The organism is Salinibaculum salinum (genome assembly GCF_037645885.1).
GTDB classification, from domain to species: Archaea; Halobacteriota; Halobacteria; order Halobacteriales; family Haloarculaceae; genus Salinibaculum; species Salinibaculum salinum.
The window spans coordinates 59,496-78,048 of the sequence record NZ_JBBENW010000013.1 but is presented as its reverse complement, the minus strand read 5'-3'; the positions used below and the strand labels follow the sequence as shown (position 1 = coordinate 78,048).

Below are 18,553 nucleotides of genomic sequence, written 5' to 3'. Positions count from 1 at the left end.
GCATGATTCGCGGCGCGTTCGACACGGCTGGTGAACTGGACCCGGTGGAACTTCGTGCGGCCTACGACGACGTACTCGCAGACGCCATCGAATCGGTCGGTGTCTCGACTGCTGCCGAACAGACTGGTCTTGAGACCGAGACCATTCAGGCAGTCGTCGACGGCGAGACACCAGACCTCTCACTCGAGGAAGCCATGTCTATCCTGGCGCTTGCTGATGACCAACCCGACGCGGAGGTGCTCGTCGCAGAGGCCCGAGATATTCTCCTCATGGGGATGTCCGCTGCCGTCCTCGATGTCGAAGCTATCGCCGCTGGCATCGACGACGAACTCGACCCCAAGGAGATACAGCAGAAAATCGAAGGTCGATACCCGATAACGCTCGACGAGTACGCGCTCTTGCACGCGTTTATCGAGAACAGAAAGCGGTGACCATGCGAGTCGCGATACTCGGCTGTGGCTACGTCGGACTCGAACTCGGCAGGCAGCTCTCATCGGATCACGATGTCGTCGGTGTCCGCCGCTCACAGGAGGGAATCGCAGCGATAGAACGGGCCGGCTTCGATGCGGTGCAGGCCGATATCACCGACGAGAGAGACCTCTCTGCGGTTCCCGATGTCGATGCCGTCGTGTTTGCTGCGAGTTCCGGTGGACGGGGTGCCGATGCTGCACGGGACATCTACGTGACTGGCCAACAGATTTCTGTCGACCACTTCGGCGGTCGCGCCGATCCGCCCGACCGATACGTCTACACCTCCAGTACTGGTGTCTACGGCGACCACGGTGGCGACTGGGTCGACGAGGAGACATCACTGGACCCACAGACGGAGAAGACAGCGGTTCTCGCCGAGGCCGAGCGGGTCGCACTCGAACGACCGCGCGAGTTCGGCGTGGACGGAACCGTGGCCCGCTTTGCGGGGTTGTACGGTCCGGATCGGTACCGACTGGAACGGTACATCGACGGCCCAGTTACGGAGGGATATCTCAACATGGTCCATCGAGACGATGCTGCGGGAGCTGTCGCACATCTGCTCGTGGGTGACCACGCTCGTGGCGAGACAGTGCTGGTCGTCGACGACGAACCGGTCTCGAAGTGGGCCTTTGCGGACTGGCTAGCAGCGCAGTGTGGCGTGTCCGAACCACGAAAACAGACGAAAGAGGAGCGATTGGCCGACCCCGACCTGTCGGAGGCGGCACGGCGTCGTATCGAGACGAGCAAACGCTGCTCGAACGAGAAACTCCGAGGGCTGGGATACGAGTTCGCGTATCCGACGTTTCGGGACGGATACGAAGCGGTAATCAAATCCTATTCTGGCGAGAGCGAGAAGTAGGAACGCTCTTAACTGCTATACGCTCATTCAGAGCGGAGGGGGAACGTATTTTTGTCTTCGCGTTATCCAGTATCCCATATGTTATCTGCCGAGGTCGGCAGTGTCGCCCTTCAGGTCGAAGACGCCTCTGCATTTATCAACGATAATCCTCTGCTGGCCGTCGGCTCTCTCGTCGCGATTGTTCTCCTGATTGCGCTTCTCGTGGTCGGAATGCGTCGATTCCGCCGCTCGAACGGCATCCGTCTGGCCAGGGTATTGAAACGCCAGGACAACGTGTCGGTGTTGATGCATCCCAATCCCGACCCGGATGCGATGTCCGCAGCGATGGGTGTGCAAGCACTCGCTGACAGCGTCGACACGGAAGCCGAAATCCAGTATCCCGGTCAGATCCGCCATCAGGAAAACAGAGCGTTCGAGACGGTACTCGACCTGGATTTCGACCACATCGAGTCCGATGCGGACCTCGCAGACGGTCCGGTCGTACTCGTCGATCACAACGAACCGCGTGGATTCTCCGGTGCAGAGAACGTCGACCCTATCGCCGTCATCGACCACCACCCTGGCGACGGTGAAGGACGGGAGTTCACCGACATACGGACGGACAACGGTGCCTGCGCCAGCATCTTCGCAGAGTACTTCGACGAGATGGGCTGGGAGCCAATCGACCCCGACGAGGTCGAAAGCACTGACAAAGAAGATGTTCTCCCGCCGCGTGTCGCGACCGGCCTGATATACGGCATTCAGTCGGACACCAAGTCACTCACGAAGGGGTGTTCGAGCGCTGAATTCGAAGCGGCGGCGTACCTCTATCCGGGTGTCGACGAAGACGATCTCGACCGTATCGCAAACCCAGAAGTCGACGCCGAGGTACTCGACGTGAAGGCGACTGCAATCACGAACCGGGAGGTCCGCAACGCCTTCGCGATCAGCGACGTCGGAACCGTCTCGAACGTCGACGCGATTCCGCAGGCGGCCGACGAACTGCTCAGACTGGAGGGGGTTACCGCGGTCGTCGTCCTCGGCGACAAAGACGGGCAGATTCACCTCTCTGGACGCTCGCGAGACGACCGCGTTCACATGGGGAAATCGTTGCGTGCGGTCGTCGAAGATGTACCGATGGCCGGTGCCGGCGGTCACGCCCGAATGGGTGGCGGGCAACTCTCTCTGGACCACATGGAGGGGCTGGGACCGAGCAACGGACTGACCCGCGACCAGCTCAAAGATAGAGTGTTCACGGCATTGAACGGCGACCTGTAAACTACCCCACCCTACTCCTTCGGCGCATACGCGCCTCAGTCCTTGAGGGTGGGGCTTTGATGTGGACTCCCGGCAATCAGTCGCCAGCAATAGGCTGAAACCCGGACGACGCTGTTTTTACGGGCACGTCTCGAAGGAAGCGTATGGCCACTCGCGAGGCGACCTGGGAGTACCGCGACCGCTTCACAGACGACTTCGCCCGGACGTACTACCGGATGTTCGGTAACACAGTCGTCTCCAGTATCGGTGTCGGGACGTACCTCGGGGACCCGACCGACGAGGCCGACGACGACTACCACGACGCCGTCGTCGAAGCACTGGAGTCCGGAATCAACGTCGTCGACACTGCTATCAACTATCGGTGTCAGCGCAGCGAGCGGGCGGTCGGGGACGCCATCGCCGACGCGGACGTTGACCGCGATGCTATCTTCGTGGCGACAAAGGGAGGGTTCGCTCCCTTCGACGGCGACAGACCAGCCAACCCCGGCCGGTACATCCACGAGGAGTACGTCGAATCCGGACTTGTCGACGCCGAGGATTTCGTCAGCGGCCAGCACTGTATCGAACCGGCGTTTCTCGACGACCAGCTCGACCGGTCACTGTCGAACCTCGGCGTGGACACGCTCGACCTCTACTACGTTCACAACCCCGAAACGCAACTGACGACGCACAGCCGCGAGGAAGTGTACGACAAACTCGAAGCGGCCTTCACCCGACTGGAGGAACGGGCCGCGGCCGGTGACATCGAACGCTACGGGATCGCGACGTGGGACGCTCTGCGGGTCCGAGCCGATCACGGCCAGTATCTCTCGCTGCCAGAAATCGTCGAGCGCGCGCGAGCCGCATCCGACAGCGCGGGTACGGCGGGGACGCACTTCCGGGCGATTCAGCTCCCGTTTAACGTGTACATGGCCGACGCGTTCACCGTCGAATCACACGAGACGCCCGACGGCGAAAAGAGCGCCCTCTGGTTCGCTAACGACGCCGGGATAGCCGTGTTCACGAGCGCGAGCATCATGCAGGGCCGCCTCGCGTCGGAACTGCCAGAGGAGGTAGCGGCCAAACTGGAAGGGGAGACTGATGCCCAGCGAGCGATCAATTTCGCCCGCAGTGGGCCTGGCGTCACGAGTTCGCTCGTCGGCATGGGGTCGCCGGATCACGTCGCCGAGAACGTCGACGCCGGCCGTCACGAACCGCTCGGCGCGCAGGCGTTCGACGCCGTCTTCGAGTGACTATCCGACTTCGGTCCACTCCGTTTCACAGGAGGGACACACTCTGAGGCGCCCGATTTCGTCCGGGTCGTTTTTCGTATCCAGCACTTCCTCACAGCTGGTGCAGGTCAGTCGCTCGTAGGTATCCTTCTCGAGACTGCCCGAGCGGAGCCCCTTCCTGACAGATGTCATACCTGACCGTAGGACACCTACCGGCAAAAGCTTCGTGGCGGCCGACCGGGTGGCTTTTTCTGGCGCAGTCCTAACCCGGCACCGATGGAGTACGTCCAGGAGCGAGTCACGACGCTCCACGACTTCGGCGATGCCGCGCCCACTGCACCGACGGACCGCGCGACGGTGGTCGTCCCCATGACCGAACGTGACCACGCCAGCCTCGCCGCCGAGCGGGTCCTCGCCACGCTCGAACGAGTCGACCCAGAACGGGTCGTCGTCGCGTTGCGGGCCACGCCGGCGGAAATCGACGATGTCGTCTCCTGGGTGAGCGGCTTCGACCTCGATATCGAGGTGCTGTGGTGTACTGCGCCGCGCGTCGAGGCGCTTCTCGACGACGCCGGGCTCGACGGCGATGTGGGCAAAGGTCGCGACGTGTGGCTGGCGCTCGGCGTCGCCGCCGACTCCCAGTACGTCGTCGTCCACGACGCCGATGCCACGACCTACACCGAAGCGCACGTCCCGAAGCTACTCTTCCCGCTCGCGAACGGACACGACTTCTCGAAGGGGTACTACGCCCGCGTCGAGAACGACCGGCTCTACGGACGGCTCTTTCGGCTGTTCTACGCACCGCTCGTGCGCGCTCTTGATGCGCTGCACGACGATGCTATCGTCGACTATTTCGACGCGTTCCGATACGGGCTGGCCGGGGAGTTCGCTGTCACTGGCGACGTGGCGCGCCGACTTCGCGCACAGCGGAGCTGGGGACTCGAAGTCGGGACGCTCGGCGAGGCGTTCCGGCTGGCCGGCTTCGAGCGCTCGGCGCAGGTCGACCTCGGCGTGCACGAACACGATCACCGTTCGGTCGGTGGGCCACAGGGCCTCGGTGACATGTGCCGTGAAGTCGGGAGTGCGCTCTTCCGTGCACTGGCTGACGCTGGCGTCGAACCAGCGTACGCCGACCTCGCCGCGGAGTACCGTACGCAGGCCGACCGACTCGTCGAACAGTACGCCGTCGACGCCGGGTTCAACGGACTGACTCATGACCGAACGGCCGAACGCCAGCAGGTCGAGACGTACGCTGGGGCCATCGAGCCGCCGGCCGAGGACCGCCGTCTCCCGGCGTGGAACGATGCACCGATTTCTCCGAACGCAGTCCTGGAGCGGTCTCGGGCTGCGATCGCGGATGCGACGAAGTGACCGACGCGACCACCAACGGTTAAGACCGACCCCGACGGGATACCGACATGGAACTGACGGGAAACGACGTCGCGGGTGTCGTCGATCTGTTCGGGGGGCTTACACCCGATGAACTCGGCACCGCGCTCGCGGAACTCGCGTTCAAGCGCGGCGAGGACCACGACCCGGACGCCTTCGAGGAGGAAATCGAGTCGGCCGTCCGCTCGTACCACCTCGTCGAAATCGGTCCGGACGAGACGACTGTCGCCAGCGAGGACTTGCTACTCGTCGTCGGGCCGGTCGCGTTTCCGGAGTTACCGGAGGGCGCGACGGACCTGCTCCACATCCTCGATGTCACCGAGCGCGAGATCGATCGAGAGACTGCGGCACGCGCGGCGGAACGGCGCTTTCGAGAGAACGCGAGCACGGCCGTCGAGGCCAGTGACACGGAGCGTATCGAGGCGTTGCTCGACGTGAGCTACGAACTGGAAGCGTGGGGCGGCGTCGACTTGGAACGGTCGCGGGACCGACTCGATGCGGCGCTGGCGTAGGGAGACGGTTGCTATAAGATTCTTCGGTTCTTCGGTTCGAGTATGGACCTGTCGGGGGTGCGACGACACCAGGCGACGACGGTCACTGACCAGGAGCGGGAGGCCGCCGTCATCGCGCCTGTCATCGATCGCGACGAGGAGCCGTCGCTCCTCTTTACGAAGCGCGCGGACCACCTCTCGGACCACCCCGGCCAGATGAGTTTCCCGGGCGGCGGCCACGAACCCGAAGACGAGAACCTCTGGGCGACGGCGCTCCGCGAGGCCGACGAGGAAATCGGCCTCCGGGCCCACGAAGTGGAGCGCGTCGGCCGCCTGGACGACATCAGGACGGTGACGCGGTACTCCGTTCGGCCGTACGTCGCGTGTATCCCCGACCGCGAGTACGAACCGGGCGACGAGGAGGTCGCCGAGATCGCGGTCCTCTCGCTCTCGGACATCACGGACCTCGACAACTACGAGAGCGAGCGCCGTGACCACCCCTACTACGGCGAGATTCGACTCCACTTCTTCTACGTCGACGGCTACACCGTCTGGGGTGCGACTGCTCGGATGCTCGTGCAGTTTCTCGACCTCGCGACCGACTGGGAGATGCCCACCGAAGTCGACCGCGTCGTCGACCCGGATGCGGACTTCCCGGTCTGATTTCCGTCCGCGGTCGATATGAGCGTCAGAATTTTGCCCCTCTCCACGAACGACAACACATGACCGCACTCTCCGGGCTCTCAGTCACCGACGCGGGCCTCGACCGGTTCGTCGATTGAATGTCTCCCGACCGAACGCGCGTGGCGGTCGTCGGTGCGGGGGCTGTCGGCCTCTCTGTCGCGACCGAACTCGCTCGGTGCGGCGTCGACGTGACACTCTACGACCGGGGCGACCCCGGCAGTGGGTCGACCGGTCGCGCGGCCGGACTCTGTTACGACGCGTACGTCGACCGAACCGACGCGCGACTCGCCGCCCGCTCGCTGGAGCGGTTCCGTGAGCTGGGTGTCCTGACGGACCGGCCCTACGTCTGGGTGGCGCGCGAGGGCGACGACCACGCTGTCGCGGCAATCCGGGAACAGGCAGGACGGATGAGAGCGAGGGGGCGGACCATCTCGGTGCTGGACCCAGTTGCACTTGCCGACCGGTTTCCCGCAATCGAGACCGACCACCTCGCAGTCGGTGCCGTCGCGTCGAACGCCGGCTACGTCGACACCGACGCGTTCGTTGCGGCGATGGTCGACAGGGCGCGGGCGGCCGGCGTCGCTCTCCGCACCGATTGTCCCGTCTCGCTGGGGACCGACGGGGAACTCATCGCGCCCGATCACACCACCAGCCCCGACAGCATCGTCATCGCAGCGGGGCCACACACCCGCGCGCTCGCCGCAGCTGCTGGCCACTCGCTCGCGGTGGGGACTTATCGCGCACAGGTGCTGGTCGCCGAGGATATTGCGGCCGACCCGCCGATATTCTACGACGCCTCAGCGCGATTCTACCTCCGGCCCGCAGACGGGAGCGTTCTCGTCGGCGACGGTGCACACCCGTACGAGGGCGACCCCGACGAGTACGACCGGACGGCAGATTCGGCGTTTCTGACTGATTCTGTGACGCGCGTCGAAACGACACTCGGCCAGTCCGTCACGGTCTCGCGGTCGCGGGCCGGTCTGTGTACCGCGACGCCGGACCGGGACCCGCTCGTGGGGTGCCTTGCACCTGGGCTGTTCGTCGCGACTGGGTGGCACGGTCACGGCTTCATGCGTGCGCCTGCAGTCGGCGAACAGCTGGCAAAACAGGTGCTCGGCGGTGAGGGTATCGCACACTTCGACCCGACACGGTTCGACGGCGACGAACCGATCGACCTGCCGACCGGTATCGTCGACTAGTTCTCGTCGTCGTCTCTGTCGTCGGTTACGCCTCCGGTATCGGACGGTTCGGTGGCGGTTGTGTCGTCGACAGCCGATTCGGTCGAGACGTCTATCCGTTCGTCGCTACCTTCGACTTTCGGAATCTCGACCTGGAGCGTCCCGTTTTCCTTCAGTGTCGCCGTCGCGCCACCAGGCTCAACAGCGGCGTCAGCGGGTAGTTCGACGCTCCCATCGAGCGAGAGCCCGCGACCGGGGAACCGCATCTCGTAGCCCTCGTGGAACTCGCGGAAGCGGTCGACGCGAACGATCACAGTGCGGTCATCGAATCGGACCTGTACGTCGCCAGATTCGACGCCGGGTGCGTCGAACACAGCGAGGTACGCGTCGTCGCTCTCCAGCAGGTCCACGTCGAGTGGGCGCTGTTCTTGCGTGCGCGCAACTGCACGCCCGACCGATTCGACGACCGCGCCGCCGATTGTCTCGCCGAGTTCCCGAATCATAGTTCGATAGCCTCCAGCGTCTCCCTCTCGCCGCAGTACGGGCAGGTGAAGTCACCGACGCCCACCTCGTCGGGCATGTCGTAGGTGTAGTGCAACTCGAACATGTCGAGTTCACACTTGTCGTCGGTACAGGCGACTTCCAGCGTGGCTGGCATACCTGCCCGTACGGGCGGAGAGGGTAAGAATGGTCCGCATCCGGGCTACCCCATTCTCTGGAACTGGGAATAATGTCACGCTGTTATCCGGTTTGCCAGCAAATGTTTACACATGACTATCGAGAGACTCATGACAGCGGGGGTAGAGACGATGGACGACGAGGAGATTCACCAGTTTCTCACGAACCAGGGCTTCGGGGTACTGGGACTGAACGCCGAAGCGGTTCCGTACCTGCTGCCGATGTCGTTCGGGTACGACGGGGAGGATCACCTGTACTTCACCTACGTCGTTGACGAGGACAGCCAGAAAGAGCGGCTCACGGCCGACGCTGACAGAGCGGCCTTTCTGGTCTACAACGCACCAGCCACCTTCCAATGGCAAAGCGTCGCGCTGACCGGCACCATCGAGACCCTCCCACCTGAGAGGTGGGACGAGTTCGAGGCCGTGAAATCCAACGCCTGGCGACCAGATGTCTTTCTGGAGGCCGAGGGCGACGCCACCGTCCGCGTCTACCAGTTCCACGTCGAGGAGCGAGAGGGATACAAACACACCGGGCTCCCGGAAGGGTTCGAACAACAGGAGTGACTCTTTGCCCCTTCAGCTCAGGGGGCGAACTGGTCAGTCACGGTTTTACGCGTCGAGTCGATAAAGAGTGGTATGACTGATCCGGCGACGCTCTCGGTGACAATTGTGGACGGCTACGTCGACGAGCCGGCCCACTTCGGCGTCCCACCCTACATCTCGACGTACCCACGGTACGTCGCCGGCGCACTCGTGGACGCGGGCGTCCCTCGCGAGCAGATTACGTACCACACGATCGACGCACTGCGTGACGACCGCCAGCGCTGGCAAGACGTCGACGACGCCGACCTGCTGGTCTACGTCGGCGGGATGACCGTCCCCGGCAAGTACGTCGGTGGGACCCCGGCCGAACCCGACGAAGTGAAGGAACTCGCCTGGACCGCCAGCGGGACGACGCTGATGGGTGGCCCGGTCCGCTTCGGCGTCGGCGAGGAGAACGCCGGCGCACAGGACATGGAACGGGACGACCTGGACTACGATTTCGTCGCCAAGGGTGACGTGGAAGCGGCCGTTTACGACCTCGTCCACGGCAGCATGGAAGGGTTCGACAACCGGATGCGCGACAACGAGGAAATCACGCGGTGGGCGCAGGAGGGCGCGTTCATCATCGAACAACACCCGAACCACCCCGAGTACCTCATCTGCGAGATGGAAACGTCTCGGGGCTGTCCGTACCGGTGTTCGTTCTGTACCGAACCGCTCTACGGCGCGGACCCGAGTTTCCGCACCCCCGATTCGGTCGTCGGGGAGGTAGATGCGCTCTCGAATCACGGCGCGAAACACTTCCGACTCGGCAGACAGGCAGACATCCTGGCGTACGGCGGCGACGGCGAGGCCCCGAACCCCGACGCGCTCCGGGACCTCTACGGCGGGATTCGCGAGGTGGCACCGAACCTGGAGACGCTCCACCTCGACAATATGAACCCCATCACCATCGTCAAGTGGCCCGAGAAGTCCCGCGAGGGGATTCGGATTATCGCCGAACACAACACGCCGGGCGACACCGCCGCGTTCGGACTGGAGTCGGCCGACCCGCTCGTCCAGGAGGAGAACAACCTCAACGTCTCCGCCGAGGAATGTCTTCGTGCCGTCCGTATCGTCAACGAAGAAGCGGGCTGGCGACCGGGCGGTCCGGGGGATCCCCGGACCGCCGATGGCACGAGCGGTGGAAACCGCGAGCGCAACGCTGACGGCGCAGCCGACCGCCTCCCGAAACTGCTGCCGGGAATCAACCTTGTCCACGGTCTGAAGGGCGAACGGACGGAGACGTTCGAGCACAACCGGGAGTTCCTGCAGCGCGTCTACGACGAGGGGCTGATGCTCCGACGCGTGAACATCCGGCAGGTGATGGCCTTCGAGGGAACGGAGATGTCCGAGACGGGTGCCGAAATCGCTCACGACCACAAGAAGCAGTTCAAACAGTACAAACGGGAAGTGCGCGAGGAGATCGACAATCCGATGCTCCAGCGACTCGCCCCGCCGGGAACCCTGCTGGAGGATGTCCACCTCGAATACCATCAGGACGGCAAAACGTTCGGCAGACAGCTCGGTACGTACCCCTTACTCGTCGGGATCCCGGGTGAGCGCGAACTCGGACAATCCATCGACGTGGCCGTCACCGACCACGGCTATCGGTCGGTCAGCGGCGTTCCCCACCCGCTCGACCTGAACGCGGCGTCGATGGACGAACTGGCGGCCATTCCGGGGCTGGGACGCCAGCGGGCGGGGAACATTCTCGTGGACAGACCGTACGATTCAGTCGACAACGTGGAAGGCGTCGACCTCTCGAAGTTTGCGACGGCGAACCTGCTGGAAGGTGCGGACTAGCGACTTCACGGAACAGAAAGTTCTTGCGGGCCCTCGCGCTACACCTCGTCAATGAGTGGTCCGGTCGAAGTGAGTGTCGTCCTCCCCGCGTACAACGAGGAGGCGACGCTCCGGAAGACCGTGACCGTGACGCTGGACCGCCTCGCTGCGTTCCTGCCGGACGAGAGCTACGAGGTCATCGTCGCCGAAGACGGCTGCGAGGACCGCACTCCGGAAATCGCAGACGAACTCGCGGCCGAGTACGACACCGTTCGACATATTCACAGCGACGAGCGACTGGGACGGGGTGGCGCGCTCGAATTTGCGTTCCGCGAGGCCGACGGCGAGACACTCGTCTACTTTGATACCGACCTCGCGACGGACATGCGCCATCTCGAAGAACTCGTCGAAAGTATCCGAACCCACGGATACGACGTGGCGACGGGGTCGCGGTGGCTTCCCGACAGCGCGGCCGACCGTCCGGCAAAGCGTGGGATTCCGAGTCTGGCGTACAATCGCCTCGTCCGGTTTTTCCTGCGCTCAGACGTTCGGGACCACCAGTGTGGCTTCAAAGCGTTCGACCGCGAAGCGCTGCTCGCCCTCGTCGACGATGTCGACGACGACCACTGGTTCTGGGATACCGAAGTCCTCGTTCGCGCACAGCGTGCCGGGTACCGTGTCAAGGAGTTTCCCGTCGACTGGACGCCCAGGGGGGACTCGAAAGTCGATATCATCCGGGACGTATTCGGGATGGGGAGTCAAATTCTGCGGACGTGGTGGCAGTTGTCGGTCGACCCGCGCATCACGCGGACGACGAGTCTCGCCGCCGGGACGCTCCTGATTGTCGTCGCGCTGGCGCTCATGACGGTGTACCTGGATCCGCAGTCGGTGCTGGACGCCATCACGGGTGCAGACCCCGTTATCGTCGGCGTCTCGGCGCTGGTCTACCTACTCTCGTGGCCCCTCCGGGGCAGTCGCTACCAGCACATCCTCGACAGACTCGGCTATCCGAGCGACCGCTGGTTCATGACCGGCGCGGTGTTCATCAGCCAGACCGGGAACCTCGTCTTCCCCGCTCGACTCGGTGACGGCGTCCGCGCGTACGTCGTCAAAGCGCGCCGCGGCGTCCCCTATCCGACGGGACTCGCATCGCTCGCGGTCGAACGCGTCTTCGACCTGCTCGCTATCACGATTCTCGCGGGCTCTGTCCTCGTGGGACTGGTCCTCACCGACGGGACCGCGGAAATCGCCGCGGCCATCGCAGCCGACATCGGAACCGTTTCTATCGGTGGGGAGACGGTCGACCCGGCCGCAGCAGCCCAAACTGCCCTCCGGGTGGCTGCGGCGGTCGGTGCGGCGGCAATCGTCGCCGTGGCGGTCATCGTGTTCAACGCTCGCCGCGAGACTGACCTCATCCGGCCGACCATTGCGACGCTCAGCTCTGACGCCTATGCGGATTCCGTCGCGAGCGTGCTCGAACAGTTCGTCGGGGACATCCAGACTATCGTTAGCGAACGCGGTGCGTTCCTGCGAGTCGGCGGCGGAAGTCTGGTCATCTGGACGCTCGACGTTGCAACTGCTATCGTTGTCTTCGCCGCCTTCGGTATCGATATAACACTCTCGCTGACTGCCGTTGCGTTTTTCGCGGTCAGCGTGGGGAACCTGGCGAAGGTGCTCCCACTCTCGCCGGGCGGTATCGGACTCTATGAGGGTGCGTTTACACTCATTGTTGTCGGCCTGACAACTTCACCAGCGCTGACAGCGACAACGGCACTCGCGATCTCGGTTGTCGACCATGCGGTGAAAAACGTCGTCACCATCGTCGGCGGCATCGTCTCGATGGCGTGGCTGAACGTCTCGCTGACGACGGCAGTCGAACAAAGTCGGGACATCGAAGCAGAGGCAGAGGCACAGGATTAGCTGCCCCCGTGACAGACGGACCCATATTTGAATCGTTCGAAATAATCGTCCAAAACTGGCTTTTCACGCCGTCTGACAGGTATCGCACGTTGGATAGCAAAGATTTTAAATACCATTCGAGCGAACCTCATTAGTATCAACTGAGCCCGGGAATTTTCAGGTTTGACCTGCCCGCGGCTAGCACCCGCCTTCACAATGAGCGACTCACAAACCCGCACACGCAGTCGAGAGCAAGAAGAGACAGAAGAGGAACAGAGCGCCGGCCTCGAGTGCCCGGAGTGCAGTGGCACCGTCATCGCCGACGACGAGCACGGCGAGACAGTCTGTCAGGACTGTGGCCTCGTCGTCGAAGAGGATTCGGTCGACCGCGGTCCGGAGTGGCGTGCGTTCGACTCCAAGGAGAAAGACGAGAAGTCCCGCGTTGGCGCGCCGACGACGAACATGATGCACGACAAGGGGCTGTCGACGAACATCGACTGGCGCGACAAGGACGCCTACGGCAACTCGCTGTCGTCGACCCAGCGCAAGAAGATGCAGCGGCTCCGAAAGTGGAACGAGCGCTTCCGGACCCGCGACTCCAAAGAGCGCAACCTCAAGCAGGCACTGGGCGAAATCGACCGGATGGCCTCCGCTCTCGGCCTCCCCGAGAACGTCCGGGAGACCGCCAGCGTCATCTACCGGCGTGCTCTCGACGAGGACCTCCTCCCTGGTCGCTCCATCGAGGGTGTCTCGACAGCCTCTGTGTACGCCGCTGCCCGACAGGCTGGCGTCCCCCGCTCGCTTGACGAAATCACCGACGTGTCCCGGGTCGAGAAAAGCGAGATTGCCCGGACCTACCGCTACGTCGTCCGCGAACTTGGGCTGGAAGTCGCGCCTGCGGACCCCGAGAGCTACGTCCCCCGGTTTGCGTCCTCGCTCGACCTCTCCGAGGAGTCCGAACGCCGTGCCCGGCAACTCCTCCAGAACGCGAAAGAGAAAGGCGTTCACTCTGGGAAATCCCCGGTCGGACTTGCCGCTGCAGCCGTCTACGCCGCTGCGCTTCTGACGAACGAAAAGACCACCCAGGCCGCGGTCAGTGAAGTCGCGGACATCTCGGAAGTGACCATCCGAAACCGCTACCACGAACTGCTCGAAGCAGAGCAGGACCTGCCCGTCGCCTAATCCTGTCGGCTGTAACTATTTCAAGATATTCGCGACCCCTGGGTCGTGAAATTCTTTGTTGACTCACAGCCGGCAGTATGGACAGGCCACGTTGGAGTCACTTTCAGAAACTCCCTGCCAGCGGTTTCCCGCCGCCTTTGCTCGGCAAGAGAAATCATCGATGATAACCGAAGGGCCATTTTTAATCCGCTGGGGTTCGCGCTCGCACACATGGCTTCAGATACCTCTGATTCTCCTCTCGACGCCGACTCCAGTGGGGGCGGGTTGGACATCTCGGATTCCGACCTCGGGACAGCTATTGACGAACTCCTCCGTGTCTCGGAGAACGTTTCGGAGAGTTCCCAGCAGATCAGTGAACTCGCCCACAGTCAGAGCGAGAACATGCACAACGTCGCCGGCGAAGTCTCGAACCTCAGTGCGACCGTCGAGGAAGTCGCCTCCAGCGCCAATCAGGTAAAGACCGTCAGCAACGACGCACGCGCGCTGGCCAACGAGGGCGTCGACATCGCAGACGACGCCATCGATGCGATGGAAGCCGTCGACGAGGCCAACACCGACGTCTCAGAAGACGTTCGTGACCTCCGGGGCAGCATCGACGAAATCGACGAAATCGTCGAGGTCATCAACGACATCGCAGACCAGACGAACATGCTGGCGCTGAACGCCTCTATTGAGGCTGCACGCGCCGGTGAGGCCGGTGAAGGATTCGCTGTCGTCGCCGACGAAGTGAAATCACTCGCCGAGGAGTCCCAGGAGAACGCCACCGAGATTGAGACGCTCGTCTCGAATATCAAGGCCGATACCACGACCACCGTCGAGAGTATCGAAGAAGCGAACACACAGGTCGAACAGGGCATCGCCCAGGTCGACGAAGCCGTGGAGATTCTCCGCCGCATCGACGAGGCCGTCACCGAGGCCGCAAGCGGCGCCGAGGAAGTCGCCGAGGCGACCGACGACCAGGCTGCAAGCACCGAAGAAGTGGCCAGTATGGTCGACGAGACGGCCGAGAACGCGGAGGAGGTTGCCGAAGAAATCGAGCAAATCGCCGCCGCAAACGAGCAGCAGACGGCCAAAATCAACGAGATCCAACAGCTCGTCGACCGGACCGACCGCGATTAACTCACCGAACGACCGCATCTGCCGACCGGTTGAGGCACACTTTTCTGACGGAACCGGGTACGACAGGTATGGACTTCGAGGAGTTCCGCCTCGCCGCGGCGACTGCCGACCTCACTGACGAACCGGCAGCCCGCGACCACGCCGACGTAGTCGAGTTTCGTATGGACCTTGCAGCCGACCCGCTCGATGCGCTCCGTGAGTACGACGGCGAGTTGCCGCTGCTCGTGACTAACCGAGTCGAGTGGGAGGGCGGTGAGGCACCTGACAGCGACGAGCGACTCGACGCACTGGAGACAGCCGTCGAACATTCCCGCGTCGAGGCGGTCGACCTGGAACTGGCCGCGCTCGAATCGGGAGCGGCCGACCGCGTCCGGAGTCACGCCCGCGAGCACGACGCGCGAGTGGTCGTCTCGACGCACGACTTCGAGCGGACGCCGGACCCCGACCAACTACACGAGTTGCTTCGTTCGGCTTGTGAGCACGGCGATGTGGGAAAACTCGCCGTCACCGCAGACTCCCCGGGTGACGTACTCGACGTGCTAGATGCGACGTGGGAGCTGACGAGGACGGGTGAGACGGTGGCGACGATGGCGATGGGCGAAGCCGGCCGTCACTCGCGTGCGGTCGCGCCGCTGTACGGGTCACGCATTGGCTACGCGCCCGTCGACCCGGCAGACGCGACTGCGCCGGGACAGTACGACCTCGCGACGTTACGCCGTCTTGTCGGCCAGCTGGCGGGTAACTCCGCCAGTGCGGAAGTTTAAACACACATAGCCGACCGAACGTAGTGTGTGAGCAGGACTAGCTCGTCCGGGACGACCAGAGAGAAGAGCCCGCTGGTAGCGGTTGTGCTGGCCGTGCTGTACCCCGGACTGGGTCACGTCTACCTCCGGCGGTGGGGACGTGCCTTTCTCTGGTTTGTCACTATCATCGCCACCGTTGTCTGGCTGGTCCCGCCCGAAGCGATGCCCAGTACCGTTTCGGTCGATGCGATTCTCGAATCTCGCCAGGCTGTGCCCGAACACGTCGCGCTCATCGCGCTGGTCCTCTCGGCGCTGAGCGTTCTCGACGCCTACTGGATTGCGGCAAACACCAAGACAGACGACGCAGACGCGACCAGCCCCGTCGGCGAGGACGGTACCCAGACCTGTCCCAACTGCGGGAAGGAGATCGACGAGAATCTCGACTTCTGTCACTGGTGTACCACCGAGTTCGAGACGAATGACGCCGGCGAGTAAGAACGGCCGACTGCCTACTTCTCGATGATGCTCTCCTCGACGGCCTCACCGAAGTGCCGAGCGGTGTCCTCGTAGTAGACCAGAATTTCGTCGCCGGCTTCGAGGTCGGTCACTGCCTTCCGCCCGTCGGGAGTGTTGACTTTGATCGTCTCTGCGTTCTGGAGCAGCGTCTCGATGCGGTCGGTCCCATCTTCAGTCTGGACTTCGGCCTCGACGCGGAACATCGGGCGCTTCTCGATTTTCGCGCGACCGACGATGGTTTCGCGGGTGTTGCCGTCGGTATCGACGACCTGGAGTTCGGTGCCGCTCCCGACTTCGGCGAGGTACTTGGTTTCGCCGCCGGGTGTGCGGACGTAGGCGTGGACTGCACCGGCGTTGACGCGGAAGGGACGGGAGGCGACGTAGGGTGACTCCGCAGTCTCGGCGTGGACGAAAAAGAGTCCGCGAGACATCGAGCCGACGAGCATGCCTTCGTCGTGGTCCATCATGTTGCCCGTATCGATGCAGACGCGGTCGGCAGAGCCGGTCCGTTCGACGGCGGTAACTTCGGCGTACTGCAGGTCGAGTGTCTCGCGCTCGGCGGCATCGCGGACCTCGACAGTGTCGCGAATCTCGTCGGGGCTATCAGTATCGAGCAATACGGCGTCAGCACCGAGTTCGAGCGTCTCGTAGGCCGTCTGGGCTTCTTCGGCGGTCTGAACGCCGGCGACGAGCGTCGTCTCCTCGCCGATTCGGGCGATGAGATTCTCCAGCGGGATGATTTGCCAGTTCTCGCCGATAACGATAGTGTAATCTGATTCTTCGGCAACAGCGCCGGCGAACTCCTCGTAGTCCTCGTCGTGGATGCGGACGTAGCCGCCCTTCGGGAGTGGGCTGTCCTGCCGGAGCGCAGAGAGGTCCGCAGAACCGGAGAAGTCCGTGGGGAGCGAGACGGTGCCGTCTCCCTCGCCGTGCTTGCCGACGATGGTGGCGTCGGCTTCGCTCTCGTGGTCTTCGGCTTCCATCACGTGAACGTCGTCACCAGCGAAGGCAGCGATGTTGACGTCGCCGAGTTCGCGGACTCGGTCGACGTCCGATTCGTCGACGAGTACCCAGTCGACGCCGGCCTCCAGTCCGGCGGTGATGCGACGCTTGCGGGCTTCCCAGTCGCCAACTTCGTCGTCGGCTTTCAGCCAGACAGAGCGTGTCATGTGGGTACGCTGGCGGGCGGGTGGCTTGAGTGTGGCGTTTGCGTATGCTCGGCCGGACGACGCCGAGCAATAGGATGCATTCGGCCGCGCGAACAGCCGAATCTACGCTCGTTGGATTTGGGCATCGAGTGCGTCACTGACAGCGTCGTCGACACTGCCGTAACCGTGAGCGACCGCGTAGGCGTCGAGGTCCGTATACAGCGCGGCGGGCAGACGCACGTCGACCGTGACGTACTCCGGGCGGGGACCTGAATTCATGTCCGCACAGAGTCTATGGGCGAGTATAAGCCTGCCGCGAGTGTCTGACGTGTGGCTGACGCGGAGGGCGACAGTCAGCCCCACCGCCCTAGAACCGCAGCTGTCATCCCCCCGTACCGAATCCCGCTGCAGCCCGAGATAATCAATCGGGCCGCAGTCGATGACTAAAACGGCTCTTTGGGCCTCAGATACAGTCATTATAGTCTCGTCTGTACCCCGTTACAGACGGATGAGTTCGATATTCCCGCTCCGGGAGAAAGTGAGCCTCGACGACGGCCGCGAACCACGGTTGGTTGACCTCGACGACGACGTTGCCGACGACGTTTTTCAGGCGCTCTCGTCGAGAACGACACGACAGATATTCTCCGCCCTCCACGAGACTCCCCAGACGGCGTCGGACCTCGCTGGCGTGACCGACACCTCCGTGCAGAACGTCCAGTACCACCTGGAGAAACTGGTCGACGCTGACCTCGTCGAAACCGTCGATACCTGGTACTCCGAGCGCGGGACCGAGATGAAGGTGTATGCGCCCACCGACGAGGCGCTGGTCCTCTTTGCCGGTCGCGACAAACAGTCCTCGCTGCGCGCGCTACTCAAACGCGTCGTCGGTGCGCTCGCCCTCTTGCTTCCGATGAGCGCTGTCGTCGCGTGGCTGGCACGACAACTCGAGCCGTCCCAACCCACCGAGCCGTCGGGTGGGCACGACCCCGCTAACTCTGGCACTGCACCGGAAGGGACGCCGACGCCAGATGGTGGCGTCTCCATCATGGATACCAACGAGACGGTGAACGGGACGACACCTACGCCGACACCCGAGAACCTGAGTACAGTCACGGATCCGGCAGCATCGGGACTCGATCCTGCTCTAGTTGCTGGTATCGCCTTCTTCCTCGGTGGGCTGTTTGTCCTGGTCTGGCTCGGAACGAGACACCTGCGTCGGTAGTAACTGCTGTCTGTTGCTAGCTCGTGATGGGAACTGACGCGACGCTCTGCAGGTGGTCTCATTATTGATATTTGGAATTCGGTAGATAGCGAGCCCACAACCCGTCCGTTCGCTAGTATTCGAGAGAAAAACTCGTC

Annotated in this window: 21 protein-coding genes; 16 read left to right on the top strand and 5 right to left on the bottom strand. The window is 63.3% G+C overall.

Annotated elements, in window-relative coordinates; all coding sequences use genetic code 11:
* The first annotated feature begins 2 nt into the window (after positions 1–2).
* From WDJ60_RS12540 to WDJ60_RS12525, 4 genes are all read left to right on the top strand, one after another.
* Positions 3–431 carry a DUF5791 family protein gene (locus WDJ60_RS12540; protein WP_340100818.1) on the top strand — a complete coding sequence of 143 codons (429 nt, stop codon included), beginning with the start codon at positions 3–5 and terminating at the stop codon, positions 429–431.
* 2 nt (positions 432–433) lie between these two features.
* Positions 434–1,330: an SDR family oxidoreductase gene (locus WDJ60_RS12535; protein WP_340100912.1), complete on the top strand. Its 897-nt coding sequence runs from the start codon at positions 434–436 to the stop codon at positions 1,328–1,330.
* A 78-nt stretch (positions 1,331–1,408) separates the two neighbouring features.
* The gene (locus WDJ60_RS12530) at positions 1,409–2,587 is read left to right on the top strand and encodes a DHH family phosphoesterase (RefSeq protein WP_340100817.1); all 1,179 of its coding nucleotides are present in this window, start codon (positions 1,409–1,411) and stop codon (positions 2,585–2,587) included.
* A gap of 143 nt (positions 2,588–2,730) precedes the next feature.
* Positions 2,731–3,819 carry an aldo/keto reductase gene (locus WDJ60_RS12525; RefSeq protein WP_340100816.1) on the top strand — a complete coding sequence of 363 codons (1,089 nt, stop codon included), beginning with the start codon at positions 2,731–2,733 and terminating at the stop codon, positions 3,817–3,819.
* On the opposite strand, the gene WDJ60_RS12520 is transcribed toward WDJ60_RS12525, so the two are convergent.
* On the bottom strand, positions 3,820–3,990 hold the full coding sequence (locus WDJ60_RS12520; RefSeq protein ID WP_340100815.1) for an HVO_0758 family zinc finger protein: 171 nt from the start codon (positions 3,988–3,990) through the stop codon (positions 3,820–3,822).
* Positions 3,991–4,074: 84 nt separating this feature from the next.
* Between WDJ60_RS12520 and WDJ60_RS12515 the strand changes: the two genes are divergently transcribed.
* The 4 genes from WDJ60_RS12515 (at position 4,075) to WDJ60_RS12500 (ending at position 7,561) form a co-directional block, all read left to right on the top strand.
* Positions 4,075–5,169: a glycosyltransferase family protein gene (locus WDJ60_RS12515; protein ID WP_340100814.1), complete on the top strand. Its 1,095-nt coding sequence runs from the start codon at positions 4,075–4,077 to the stop codon at positions 5,167–5,169.
* 47 nt (positions 5,170–5,216) lie between these two features.
* A complete protein-coding gene (locus WDJ60_RS12510; RefSeq protein ID WP_340100813.1) occupies positions 5,217–5,699 on the top strand; it encodes a DUF7109 family protein in 483 nt (160 codons plus the stop codon).
* A 42-nt stretch (positions 5,700–5,741) separates the two neighbouring features.
* On the top strand, positions 5,742–6,341 hold the full coding sequence (locus WDJ60_RS12505) for an NUDIX hydrolase (RefSeq protein ID WP_340100812.1): 600 nt from the start codon (positions 5,742–5,744) through the stop codon (positions 6,339–6,341).
* A 119-nt stretch (positions 6,342–6,460) separates the two neighbouring features.
* Entirely contained in the window at positions 6,461–7,561 is a 1,101-nt protein-coding gene (locus WDJ60_RS12500; protein ID WP_340100811.1) for an NAD(P)/FAD-dependent oxidoreductase, read from the top strand.
* Here the strand turns inward: WDJ60_RS12500 and WDJ60_RS12495 are convergent.
* Positions 7,558–8,043, bottom strand: coding sequence for an Hsp20/alpha crystallin family protein (locus WDJ60_RS12495; RefSeq protein ID WP_340100810.1), 486 nt, complete (start codon positions 8,041–8,043; stop codon positions 7,558–7,560). The two genes, WDJ60_RS12500 and WDJ60_RS12495, sit on opposite strands and share 4 nt — an antisense overlap.
* Positions 8,040–8,198, bottom strand: coding sequence for a DUF7559 family protein (locus tag WDJ60_RS12490; protein WP_340100809.1), 159 nt, complete (start codon positions 8,196–8,198; stop codon positions 8,040–8,042). Before WDJ60_RS12490 ends, WDJ60_RS12495 begins: the two co-directional genes overlap by 4 nt.
* Before the next feature lie 112 nt (positions 8,199–8,310).
* Between WDJ60_RS12490 and WDJ60_RS12485 the strand changes: the two genes are divergently transcribed.
* The 7 genes from WDJ60_RS12485 (at position 8,311) to WDJ60_RS12455 (ending at position 16,025) form a co-directional block, all read left to right on the top strand.
* A complete protein-coding gene (locus WDJ60_RS12485) occupies positions 8,311–8,784 on the top strand; it encodes a pyridoxamine 5'-phosphate oxidase family protein (protein WP_340100808.1) in 474 nt (157 codons plus the stop codon).
* A 72-nt stretch (positions 8,785–8,856) separates the two neighbouring features.
* The gene (locus WDJ60_RS12480; protein ID WP_340100807.1) at positions 8,857–10,608 is read left to right on the top strand and encodes a radical SAM protein; all 1,752 of its coding nucleotides are present in this window, start codon (positions 8,857–8,859) and stop codon (positions 10,606–10,608) included.
* A gap of 51 nt (positions 10,609–10,659) precedes the next feature.
* Positions 10,660–12,507: a flippase-like domain-containing protein gene (locus WDJ60_RS12475; RefSeq protein WP_340100806.1), complete on the top strand. Its 1,848-nt coding sequence runs from the start codon at positions 10,660–10,662 to the stop codon at positions 12,505–12,507.
* A gap of 195 nt (positions 12,508–12,702) precedes the next feature.
* Positions 12,703–13,668: a transcription initiation factor IIB gene (locus tag WDJ60_RS12470; protein WP_340100805.1), complete on the top strand. Its 966-nt coding sequence runs from the start codon at positions 12,703–12,705 to the stop codon at positions 13,666–13,668.
* A gap of 210 nt (positions 13,669–13,878) precedes the next feature.
* Complete coding sequence (locus WDJ60_RS12465) at positions 13,879–14,787, top strand: methyl-accepting chemotaxis protein (protein ID WP_340100803.1); 909 nt, start codon at positions 13,879–13,881, stop codon at positions 14,785–14,787.
* A 68-nt stretch (positions 14,788–14,855) separates the two neighbouring features.
* Positions 14,856–15,551, top strand: a complete 696-nt coding sequence (locus tag WDJ60_RS12460) for a type I 3-dehydroquinate dehydratase (protein ID WP_340100802.1) — start codon at positions 14,856–14,858, stop codon at positions 15,549–15,551.
* A 27-nt stretch (positions 15,552–15,578) separates the two neighbouring features.
* Entirely contained in the window at positions 15,579–16,025 is a 447-nt protein-coding gene (locus tag WDJ60_RS12455; protein WP_340100801.1) for a zinc ribbon domain-containing protein, read from the top strand.
* Positions 16,026–16,039: 14 nt separating this feature from the next.
* Here the strand turns inward: WDJ60_RS12455 and WDJ60_RS12450 are convergent, their stop codons facing one another.
* The gene (locus WDJ60_RS12450) at positions 16,040–17,215 is read right to left on the bottom strand and encodes a 3-dehydroquinate synthase II (protein WP_340100800.1); all 1,176 of its coding nucleotides are present in this window, start codon (positions 17,213–17,215) and stop codon (positions 16,040–16,042) included.
* A 102-nt stretch (positions 17,216–17,317) separates the two neighbouring features.
* Positions 17,318–17,473 (bottom strand): hypothetical protein, encoded by a 156-nt coding sequence (locus WDJ60_RS12445; RefSeq protein WP_340100799.1) that lies wholly within the window; start codon positions 17,471–17,473, stop codon positions 17,318–17,320.
* Between the two features lie 229 nt (positions 17,474–17,702).
* Between WDJ60_RS12445 and WDJ60_RS12440 the strand changes: the two genes are divergently transcribed.
* A complete protein-coding gene (locus tag WDJ60_RS12440; RefSeq protein WP_340100798.1) occupies positions 17,703–18,416 on the top strand; it encodes an ArsR/SmtB family transcription factor in 714 nt (237 codons plus the stop codon).
* Positions 18,417–18,553: the final 137 nt, after the last annotated feature.

Excerpts from the sequence above, each read along its gene's own strand:
- WDJ60_RS12485 (WP_340100808.1), top strand. The coding sequence starts at position 8,311 with ATGACTATCGAGAGACTCATGACAGCGGGGGTAGAGACGATGGACGAC.
- WDJ60_RS12525 (WP_340100816.1), top strand. The coding sequence starts at position 2,731 with ATGGCCACTCGCGAGGCGACCTGGGAGTACCGCGACCGCTTCACAGAC.
- WDJ60_RS12490 (WP_340100809.1), bottom strand. The coding sequence starts at position 8,198 with ATGCCAGCCACGCTGGAAGTCGCCTGTACCGACGACAAGTGTGAACTC.
- WDJ60_RS12510 (WP_340100813.1), top strand. The coding sequence starts at position 5,217 with ATGGAACTGACGGGAAACGACGTCGCGGGTGTCGTCGATCTGTTCGGG.
- WDJ60_RS12475 (WP_340100806.1), top strand. The coding sequence starts at position 10,660 with ATGAGTGGTCCGGTCGAAGTGAGTGTCGTCCTCCCCGCGTACAACGAG.
- WDJ60_RS12515 (WP_340100814.1), top strand. The coding sequence starts at position 4,075 with ATGGAGTACGTCCAGGAGCGAGTCACGACGCTCCACGACTTCGGCGAT.
- WDJ60_RS12470 (WP_340100805.1), top strand. The coding sequence starts at position 12,703 with ATGAGCGACTCACAAACCCGCACACGCAGTCGAGAGCAAGAAGAGACA.
- WDJ60_RS12505 (WP_340100812.1), top strand. The coding sequence starts at position 5,742 with ATGGACCTGTCGGGGGTGCGACGACACCAGGCGACGACGGTCACTGAC.
- WDJ60_RS12460 (WP_340100802.1), top strand. The coding sequence starts at position 14,856 with ATGGACTTCGAGGAGTTCCGCCTCGCCGCGGCGACTGCCGACCTCACT.
- WDJ60_RS12495 (WP_340100810.1), bottom strand. The coding sequence starts at position 8,043 with ATGATTCGGGAACTCGGCGAGACAATCGGCGGCGCGGTCGTCGAATCG.
- WDJ60_RS12520 (WP_340100815.1), bottom strand. The coding sequence starts at position 3,990 with ATGACATCTGTCAGGAAGGGGCTCCGCTCGGGCAGTCTCGAGAAGGAT.
- WDJ60_RS12530 (WP_340100817.1), top strand. The coding sequence starts at position 1,409 with ATGTTATCTGCCGAGGTCGGCAGTGTCGCCCTTCAGGTCGAAGACGCC.
- WDJ60_RS12450 (WP_340100800.1), bottom strand. The coding sequence starts at position 17,215 with ATGACACGCTCTGTCTGGCTGAAAGCCGACGACGAAGTTGGCGACTGG.
- WDJ60_RS12445 (WP_340100799.1), bottom strand. The coding sequence starts at position 17,473 with ATGAATTCAGGTCCCCGCCCGGAGTACGTCACGGTCGACGTGCGTCTG.
- WDJ60_RS12465 (WP_340100803.1), top strand. The coding sequence starts at position 13,879 with ATGGCTTCAGATACCTCTGATTCTCCTCTCGACGCCGACTCCAGTGGG.
- WDJ60_RS12440 (WP_340100798.1), top strand. The coding sequence starts at position 17,703 with ATGAGTTCGATATTCCCGCTCCGGGAGAAAGTGAGCCTCGACGACGGC.
- WDJ60_RS12500 (WP_340100811.1), top strand. The coding sequence starts at position 6,461 with ATGTCTCCCGACCGAACGCGCGTGGCGGTCGTCGGTGCGGGGGCTGTC.
- WDJ60_RS12535 (WP_340100912.1), top strand. The coding sequence starts at position 434 with ATGCGAGTCGCGATACTCGGCTGTGGCTACGTCGGACTCGAACTCGGC.
- WDJ60_RS12540 (WP_340100818.1), top strand. The coding sequence starts at position 3 with ATGATTCGCGGCGCGTTCGACACGGCTGGTGAACTGGACCCGGTGGAA.
- WDJ60_RS12480 (WP_340100807.1), top strand. The coding sequence starts at position 8,857 with ATGACTGATCCGGCGACGCTCTCGGTGACAATTGTGGACGGCTACGTC.